The sequence below is a fragment of the Oleiphilus sp. HI0123 genome, assembly GCF_001635315.1.
Genome location: NZ_LWGE01000244.1, coordinates 1 through 9,186 on the forward strand (window position 1 = coordinate 1; position 9,186 = coordinate 9,186).

Annotated in this window: 9 protein-coding genes; 3 read left to right on the forward strand and 6 right to left on the reverse strand. The window is 45.6% G+C overall.

The genetic code is table 11. The features are described from left to right. The 4 genes from A3761_RS02390 to A3761_RS02405 form a co-directional block, all read right to left on the reverse strand. Positions 1 to 214 (reverse strand): biotin carboxylase N-terminal domain-containing protein (locus tag A3761_RS02390; protein ID WP_304439571.1); only part of this gene is annotated, 214 nt, incomplete at its 3' end. 18 nt (positions 215 to 232) lie between these two features. Next, on the reverse strand, positions 233 to 679 hold the full coding sequence (gene accB / locus A3761_RS02395; protein ID WP_068512191.1) for an acetyl-CoA carboxylase biotin carboxyl carrier protein: 447 nt from the start codon (positions 677 to 679) through the stop codon (positions 233 to 235). 19 nt (positions 680 to 698) lie between these two features. Next, on the reverse strand, positions 699 to 1,133 hold the full coding sequence (gene aroQ / locus A3761_RS02400) for a type II 3-dehydroquinate dehydratase (RefSeq protein WP_068508593.1): 435 nt from the start codon (positions 1,131 to 1,133) through the stop codon (positions 699 to 701). A 152-nt stretch (positions 1,134 to 1,285) separates the two neighbouring features. Continuing rightward, complete coding sequence (locus tag A3761_RS02405) at positions 1,286 to 2,923, reverse strand: diguanylate cyclase (protein ID WP_068554034.1); 1,638 nt, start codon at positions 2,921 to 2,923, stop codon at positions 1,286 to 1,288. A gap of 264 nt (positions 2,924 to 3,187) precedes the next feature. On the opposite strand from A3761_RS02405, the gene A3761_RS02410 reads away from it, so the two are divergent. Further along, positions 3,188 to 5,233 (forward strand): EAL domain-containing protein, encoded by a 2,046-nt coding sequence (locus A3761_RS02410; RefSeq protein ID WP_068567618.1) that lies wholly within the window; start codon positions 3,188 to 3,190, stop codon positions 5,231 to 5,233. 79 nt (positions 5,234 to 5,312) lie between these two features. Next, positions 5,313 to 6,362 (forward strand): DUF2333 family protein, encoded by a 1,050-nt coding sequence (locus A3761_RS02415; protein WP_068512200.1) that lies wholly within the window; start codon positions 5,313 to 5,315, stop codon positions 6,360 to 6,362. 78 nt (positions 6,363 to 6,440) lie between these two features. Here A3761_RS02415 and ppa read toward each other — a convergent pair whose 3' ends face one another. Beyond that, positions 6,441 to 6,968 carry an inorganic diphosphatase gene (gene ppa, locus A3761_RS02420; protein ID WP_068512204.1) on the reverse strand — a complete coding sequence of 176 codons (528 nt, stop codon included), beginning with the start codon at positions 6,966 to 6,968 and terminating at the stop codon, positions 6,441 to 6,443. Between the two features lie 69 nt (positions 6,969 to 7,037). After that, positions 7,038 to 7,712: a ribose-5-phosphate isomerase RpiA gene (gene rpiA, locus A3761_RS02425; RefSeq protein ID WP_068553488.1), complete on the reverse strand. Its 675-nt coding sequence runs from the start codon at positions 7,710 to 7,712 to the stop codon at positions 7,038 to 7,040. Between the two features lie 221 nt (positions 7,713 to 7,933). On the opposite strand from rpiA, the gene ilvA reads away from it, so the two are divergent. Continuing rightward, positions 7,934 to 9,186: threonine ammonia-lyase, biosynthetic (ilvA, locus tag A3761_RS02430; protein WP_068749730.1), on the forward strand; the 1,253-nt coding region annotated here is incomplete at its 3' end.

A 9,186-nucleotide genomic window follows, 5' to 3' on the forward strand; every position in this document is an offset into this window, starting at 1 on the left:
CTTCAGCGGCGCTGATTATTGCAGGTATATTGAGGTAGCTCTCGACAGGGCTGTTATTACCAATACAAACTGACTCGTCTGCCAAGCGAACGTGCATAAGGTCTCTATCAACCTTGGAGTGTACGGCGACCGAAGGAATACCGATCTCTTTGCAGGCGCGTAGAATTCGTAAGGCTATTTCGCCACGATTAGCGATTAGAACTTTTTTTAACATCAGTGTTACCTGCGAGCCTTATGCAATTGTAAATAGTATCTGATCGAACTCGATAGGTTCTCCGTCACTGACTTCTATCGACTGAATAACGCCGCTTCGGTCTGCCTCGATTTGGTTCATCATTTTCATTGCTTCAATGATGCACAAGACATCGCCAGCCTTAACGCTTTGTCCAACTTCAACAAATGGGGCGGAGTCAGGTGAGGGCGCCTTGTAGAAGGTGCCGACCATAGGGGCATTGATTGTCTGGTCACTAGAGGTGCTCGCCGGTGCCGGACTTGCAGTGGATGTTTCTGTGATAGGTGCTGAAGCAGACGTTACGGGTGCTGGGGCCGCTGCTGGTGCGGCGACAACATGCTTGCGACGGTTGATGCGGATGGACTCTTCGCCTTCCTTAATCTCTAGTTCTTCTACATCTGACTCGGTGATTAATTCGATCAGCTTTTTGATTTTTCGAATATCCATAACAATTCCTGTATTAGGTTTATAGCGCCTGCAGGGCTTTGCTGAGCGCAGCATCGTAACCTAAGCTGCCCAGCCCGCAGATGACGCCTAATGCGACATCAGAGAAATAAGAATGATGGCGAAATGTTTCTCTAGCATGAACATTTGATAAATGTACTTCGATAAAAGGAATATCAATCGCTAGTAGAGCATCTCGGATTGCTACGCTCGTATGCGTAAATGCCGCAGGGTTAATAATTATAAACTGAGTATCATCTTGCTTAGCTTGATGTATGCGCTCGATAAGTTCGTGTTCAGCATTGCTTTGCAACGTGTTGAGCGCGATATTGTTATTCTTGGCGCAGGCTTTTAAGCGAGAGTTGATATCATTGAGAGTTTCTGAGCCGTAAATTTCGGGTTCGCGGGTGCCTAAAAGGTTTAGGTTTGGGCCATGAAGTACCAGTATGCTAGCCATAATCAGACGATGCTCGTAAAAACATGTGAAAGAGAAAGTTAATTCTAAGTGCCGTGAGAAATGTCTACAAGTGTAGTTTCTTTTTATGACACTTTATCTACAATATAGTGGCTAGTTTGCCCATATATTGCGTTATTTACAAGCAGGTTTTCTTACAGTTCTGTATTGTAGCAACGGACATTATTTCGTCCATTTCTCTTTGCTTCGTATAGGGCATGATCAGCCTTTTCACATAAGGATTGAGCGTTTTCGTGGTCAGCTAATGCAATGCCGCAACTAAAGGTGACATTGAATGTGCCGGTTCCGGCGGGCTGTGGTAATTCTGCAAAGCGTTCACGTATTTCGTTAAGAATAGTTTTAGCATCGCGTTCAGAAGTATTTGGCAGTACGATGGCAAACTCTTCGCCACCATAGCGACCGATGTGGTCTGTTTTACGTAGCCGCTGTTTAAGGAAAAGAGAAAGGCTTTTCAGTACGCGGTCGCCAATAGGGTGGCCGTAGTTATCATTAATCTTTTTGAAGTAGTCGATATCGAGCATTGCGAAACAGACAGGTAGTTCGCTTTCCGCTGCTTTAGCAACTTCAATTTCTAGCAAATGTAGAGTATGGGTATGATTGTAAAGCCCGGTCAGGCTATCGCGAATCATTAGTGCCAAAAGGGATCGAGCTCTTCGGCCTCGGTTTCGCAGCGTGGCGATGAGGTGTTTCGGGTCGATAGGTTTCGTTAGAAAGTCATCGCCTCCAAGACTCATCGCGTGTAGCTGTTTGTTGACGTCATCTTCTGCAGAGAGGTAAATGATAGGTACGCTGTGAAACTTGTCTTGCTGGCGTATCACTCGGGCTAGCTCCATACCGGTACAGCCTGGCATGTACATATCCATGATAATTATCTCAGGCTGGAAATCCGCCAAGGCTACCAGGATATCCATCGGCTCGGTAATGATGTGAGGAATCATGCCGGCTTTGTGCAATATATTCTCAATGTACTTTGCTTGTGCTTTAGAGTCATCGACTACCAGAATACGGTATGGGTCCTGAATGTTGGCGTGCGTATATTGCTCAATTTTTTCTATTAGCTGGCCAGGGTCGATGGCTCGATAAAAAAACTCTTCGCCGCCTGTGCGCGATGCTTTTAGCCGGGTCTGAATGTCGTCAGTGCTCTCGCTAACATAAATAACTGGAATAGTTGTCTCGTGAGACTCCTGGATTACTTGAACGGCATCGATGCCAGCAAGCTTATGCCCGCCAAAATCTACATCGGCTACGATGGTCTCTGGCTTATCCTGCTTAGCTGCGTGAACAAAATCATCAACATCACTGAAGTTGATTGAACGAAAACCAAAGAACTCCAGCTGATTAATAATGCGGTTAGCGTACTCGGTGTTGTTTAGCGCGAGGTAAATCGGAGTGCGTAAAAAAGTACGTGGATTCGAGTGCGAGGTGTCGCTTCGCCCCCCTCCGGTATCACTCTTTCGCAAAGTGCACTCATTCAGCTCCTGAATAAAGGACTCAATTTTTTGTTGGCTGTCTAACGAAAGCGGGGCTTCAGGGTTAACATTGCTCAGTAGCTGGTTAATTTTTCGTGCCGAAGTCTCCTGGCGAGACATCTCAAAGCGGGTTGCAAAACGCTCTAGTTTTTCACTCGCATCATTTAAATCTTGAGTGCGATCCAGGTCTTCCCAAGAGGAGAGTTTGCACTTTTGATAGACATCTAATACAACTCTGGCTTGCGTCGTAACTCGTTTTGCAAACAGTTGTTTAAGTTTCTCTCGTTGGTTGTCCTGAGCCATTCCTTGATCCTAATGGAAGAATTCTTTTTGTAAACGCGAATCGTCTCTACATAATTTAGCATAATCCCCTGAATATGGAGGTTTTTATCGTCAAAAAATGTCAGGATGTGTAAGTTGATCTATTGTTATATGGAAGCAATGCCTACAGGCTGGCCATTATGATTTCTGTGGTGAAAGAGGTCGGGTCGTTTTTATACTTGGGCTTTGCTAATAAAAAGACACCAATGAAGATACTGATGGAGATAAAGTAAGTGAGGCCTAATCATGAGGCATAGTCATAGCCTGACAAATCAGGGTCCTAGCTTACAAAGGACACTATTTGCTTATATTAGCATTATGTTGCTGTTGTTGTTGGTTGGAAGCTTTACGCTGAATATCACCACCATGCGTGACTATTTGCAGAATCAATTGCAGTCCCATGCACAGGATGCTGCTACTTCTTTGGGCTTGTCATTATCGACGAGTATAGATGCTCAAGATCGCGTGGCGGCAGCGCGAATTGTTGACACGATATTCGACAGTGGTGACTACAGAAAAATTGTTTTTTTTGACTTGAACGGTGCCGCCATTGTCGTGCGCGCTAACTCTTTAACTGTTGATACTGTCCCTGACTGGTTTGTCTCTCTGCTTGATCTAAAGGCCCCTGCCAAAAGTGCAGAAGTTGTAGCTGGTTGGAAACAGTTGGGCACGATTGTGGTAGAGAGTCATCCTGGTTACGCCTACCTTGAATTGTGGAAAGTGATTCGTTCTGAGTCAATTTGGTTTCTAAGTATTTTGGTGCTCGGCTTATTTGCAGCGCGTTGGCTATTAGCTGGTGTGTTAAAGCCTTTAAAACAGCTTCAGTTTCATGCACAGGAAATGAGTCATCGCCATTTTGATTTTAGGGCTCCTCATCCTGTATTCCGAGAGCTTGCAGGCGTTGCCGATGCGATGAATGATATGGCCAGGCAGCTTGGCGGGGTGTTTGAAGAGCAATTAAATTTGATCGAGGACCTGCGTCAGGCATCTTTTGTTGACACACTTACCGGCCTAAGTAACCGTGAAGGTTTTGATGGGCGTTTAAAGACAGAGCTGGATTCACAGCAGCACACAGCAAAAGGAAGTCTGGTCTTAGTGCAACTTAACGACTTTGGTGCAGTTAACGAGTCATTGGGGCGAGATCGAGGCGATGCTCTGTTGACGAGTGTTGCGCAGATACTGCAAAAATATGAACAGCGTCATCAGAATGCGTTTGCTGCGAGGCGAAGTGGTGCCGATTTTAGTGTGTTTATGCCGAGTGTTATGGATGATGAAATTGATGTCCTGGTGCCAAAAATGATATCAGAAATTTGTTCACTCTCTGATATCAAGCACTTGTTGCGCGATGATAGCGTGCATATCGGTGCGGCTTGCGTAAAGGCTGATGATACTGCTCGCACTTTGTTGTCTAAAGCTGATTTAGCCTTACGCCAAGCACAGTCAGATGGTATTTCCGGCTGGCGGCGTTATGCGCATATTCAGTCGGCAGAAGAGAGTATGCGAGAGGTGCATCAGGCAAATGAGTGGCGAAATATTTTGCAAGAGGTATTGCTGAGTCGAGATGTGAAGCTTCATACTCAAACAGTTTATGATGGTGAAGGAAAGGTTATGTATCAGCAGGTCCTTTCTCGAATTGAAGTAGAAGGCGAGCTGACTGTCGCTGGGACCTTCCTGCCGATGGCTGAGCGATTCGGATTGATGGTGCCCTTTGATCAGTTGGTTGTCGAGAAGGTGGTAGAGAGCCTGGCAGATCCAGAATTTTTGATGCAGCGAACTCACAATGAGTTGGCGCAAGGTGAAGCTGATAATCACCGATACTGTATTACCTTGTCTGAAGCTGCCTTGATAGATGAGCGCTTCTTGTCCTGGTTTGATCAGCAGCTTGTTCAGAACCCCAGCTTGGCGGAAATGCTAATTGTCGAAGTTCCAGAACATATCGTGAGTTATAATGAAAATGCCTTGGTCGTTTTGAGCAATATGGCAAAAGAGCATGGCTTTAGTCTATCGGTCGAGCGCTTTGGTGTAAGCTCGGTGCCATTTTCGTATTTACAGCGAGTGGATATTCACTACATCAAAGTTGACCATAGCTTTATTCGCAACGTTCAGGGCAGTCAATCAAATCAGTTCTTCCTGCGATCAGCGATCCAGATTGCACATGGTCAGGGAATTAATGTGATTGCTGTGGGTGTCGAGTCAGAAGACGAGTGGCAGGCTTTAAAAGAGCTGGGGATTGATGGCGCAATGGGGTACCATTTGAAACGGCCACAAGCAAATGAAGTATTTGCTTCATAGCAAGTGTTTGCAATTGATAGTAGGGGATTACAGTTCTCCCAAGTCATTGAGAATTTATACACGTTAGCAGGTTATTAATGTGAAAGAAGGTTTGTCTGATTTTATAAGACATAGAAAAGAAGATTTCCAAGACTACTTGGGGGGCGGAATGTTGGCTAAAGCTATTGGTGGTGCTTTGGGTGTCTATTTACTTTTGTCTGTTATTCTAGGTTTTTGGTGGAGTTCTGAGCCGGAAATTACCGATGTTGTTCAGTACTCTCATGAACAGGCCGAGTTGATGCAGCACCAGCCGGTTCCTGGCTTTGCGACAACAGCAACGATGATCTATTTGATGGAAACGCTGATGGATAAGTCGGGAGGCTACATTAGCAATGATATTTTTCCGCCTGGTTTATGGCTGGATAATATTACTAATTGGGAATATGGCGTGCTGGTTCAGGTTCGTGATTTGGCCAGGGTCTTTCGTAAGGAGTTGAGCCGGTCTCAAAGCCAGTCGGTTGAAGATAAGGACTTAACGATTGCAGAGCCCCAGTTTCATTTCGATAACAGTAGTTGGGCACTTCCGGCCAGTGAGTCGGAATATCGTCGTGGCGTGAAGGCAGCGCGTAGTTACCTAGCGCGTCTCTCTGACCCTCAACAACCGGACGCTCAGTTCTATGCGCGAGCAGATAATTTAAGAAGTTGGCTATCTGAAGTCGAGAATCGTTTAGGGAGTTTGTCGCGCCGTTTGAGTGAAAGTGTTGGTCGCCAGCAGCTTGACTTGGGTTTGGCGGGCGATGCAAGTGCTCAGCAGTCGACAGCTGCAGAAGGTGCTCAGGAGCGTAAGACTGCTTGGATGGAAATAGACGATGTGTTTTATGAAGCACGCGGTACGGCTTGGGCGCTGGTGCATATACTAAAAGCAATAGAGCATGACTTTAAGGCAGTGCTGATCAATAAGAATGCTTTGGTAAGCTTGCAGCAGATAACACTGGAATTGGAAGCGACTCAAGAGGCTGTTTGGAGTCCGATGATTCTAAATGGTAGTGGCTTTGGGATGTTGGCTAATCATAGCTTGACAATGTCTTCGTATATCTCAAGAGCATCAGCGGCCATTATCGACTTGCGCAGTTTGCTTCAGCAGGGCTAACTTTCTAGCACTCGTGAAGTGCAGATAGTAAAAAGGCCGCTGATGCGGCCTTTGTTATATAGAGCTAAGCGCTACAACTTACTTATTGTAGTTCGCTACAGACTTCTCGATTGACTTACGAGCAGCATCTGCATTTTCCCAGCCTTTTACTTTTACCCACTTGCCTTTCTCAAGCTCTTTGTAACGCTCAAAGAAGTGCTGGATCTGTTCTTTCAGTAACACTGGAATATCTTCAATATCCTGAATATCTTTGTACTCAGGAGATAGCTTGTCGTGAGGTACCGCTACTAGCTTCTCATCACCACCCGCTTCATCGTCCATGTCTAGCATGCCGATTGGGCGACAACGAATTACTGAGCCAGGTATAACTGGATATGGTGTGATAACCAATACATCTAATGGATCACCATCGTCAGCCAAAGTGTGCGGGATAAAACCGTAGTTTGCTGGGTAGAACATTGGCGTGGACATGAAACGGTCAACTACAACAGCTCCCATGTCTTTGTCGATTTCATATTTTACCGGGCTGCTTTGAGCTGGGATTTCAATTACGACGTTAATGTCGTTAGGAATGTCTTTTCCTGCTGGAATGTTGTCAAAAATCATAGCTTTGTCCTGTCGTTAATAAGCGGTGTTACTGACCTGAATTTTTTCGCAGAGCGATAAAGTGCGCGATTATACGGCTTCGTGCATTTTTACGCCAGATTCAGAGCCAACAAACAGCAGATCTGCGTGTCTAAGTGCAAATAAACCGTTAGTGACTACGCCTGTAAGGTTGTTGATTTCGGCTTCGAGCTTCTTCGGTTCGAGAATCTTCATGTTGTGAACGTCTAGAATATGATTGCCGTTGTCTGTTACGAAGCCTTCTCTATAAACCGGGTCACCACCAAGTTTGACAATTTCCCGGCCTACCAGGCTGCGTGCCATAGGGATAACTTCAATTGGAAGTGGGAACTCACCTAACAAGCCAACTTGCTTGGAGGCATCTACAATGCAGATGAATTTTTTGGCAACAGCAGCAACGATTTTCTCTCGAGTAAGTGCACCGCCGCCGCCTTTGATGAGCTCTAGTCGCTCGTTGCTTTCATCTGCGCCATCGACATAAAACTCCATTTCATCTACTGAGCCCAGCGCGTAAACAGGAATGCCATGGCTTTTTAGTCTTTCCGCTGTTGCTTCGGAGCTGGCCACTGCGCCATCAAACTGATGTTTGATTTTAGCAAGGTGATCAATGAAGAAATTCGCTGTCGACCCGGTGCCGACGCCGATGATGCTATCGTTATCCAACTTCGGCTGGATATAGTCAATAGCAGCTTGGGCGACTGCGCTTTTTAATTGATCTTGGTTCATGCATGCTCCGCTAGGGTAAATATCTGATTATGGCGTATTGATCGTTATAAATGGCATTATAATGCCCGACAATAAGTGAGAAAAGGATTATGATTGTTTGTGCTCACTTCGATGCTTATTTTTCTCTAGCTATCAGGTATTGAGCAGGGTATTAAAATTATATTAAGTCTGCCTATACGCTGTTTGTCTATATGTCAGCCCTATAAGTGAAGAGTTCCAAGATGCCAATTAACCGTTATATCAAGAAAATACTTGATGCCAGAGTTTATGATGTTGCTATTGAATCGCCGGTGACACATGCGCCGCTATTGTCGGAGCGTTTTGATAATCAAATATACCTTAAAAGAGAAGACCTGCAGCCTGTATTCTCTTTTAAGCTTCGTGGAGCCTATAACCGTGCTCGTTTACTCACAGATGAAGAAAAAGCAGCTGGCGTGATTGCGGCTTCTGCCGGTAATCATGCGCAAGGGCTTGCTTTAGCTGCGCAGAAGCTTGGTATCGACGCGACTATCGTTATGCCAAAAACGACCCCTGAAATTAAGGTTAACTCGGTCAGGGCGAAGGGCGCAAAAGTTGAACTCGTTGGTGATGCCTTTGATGAAGCTTCCGCTTATGCCTTAGAAAAGGTAAAGAAAGAGGGCTTGGTTTATATTCCCCCATACGATGATGAAGATGTGATTGCCGGGCAAGGGACGGTCGCAATGGAGTTACTAATGCAGCATACCGCACCTATTCATGCGGTGTTTGTGCCGGTTGGTGGTGGCGGCTTAATTGCGGGAATGGCAGCCTATATTAAGTTTGTTCGCCCCGAAACAAAAGTGATTGGTGTTGAGCCTGAAGAGGCGGCATGTCTTAAGGTGGCGCTAGAGACTGGGCGTAGAGAAATTCTAGAAGAAGTAGGGATTTTTGCAGAAGGTGTCGCGGTTAAACAGATTGGTAAGCTGCCTTTTGAAATTGCCAAAAAGTATGTTGATGAGGTGATTACTGTTTCAACAGATGAGATTTGTGCCGGCATCAAAGATATCTTTGATGATACACGATCAATTGCTGAACCCGCAGGTGCGGTGGGCATCGCTGGCTTAAAAAAATATGCGGAACGTGAAGGCTTAAGTGGTGAGAATTTAGTGACCATCGTTAGTGGGGCGAATGTTAACTTTGACCGTTTACGCTATATCTCTGAACGAACTGAAATTGGTGAGCAGCGCGAGGCAATCATTGCTGTCACTCTCCCTGAAAAGCCTGGAAGCTATCAGAAGTTTATTCAAGCGCTGCAAACTCGTAATGTGACCGAGTTTAATTATCGCTATGCAGAAGGAAGTGACGCGCAGATCTTTGTTGGTGTGCAAGTGCTTCCGGGTGGCGAAGATCGGGCGCGTGTTATTGCAGAGTTAGAGTCCCAAGGCTATCCCGTGCTGGATATGACTGACAACGAGATTGCAAAGCTTCATATCAGGCATATGGTCGGTGGGCGTTC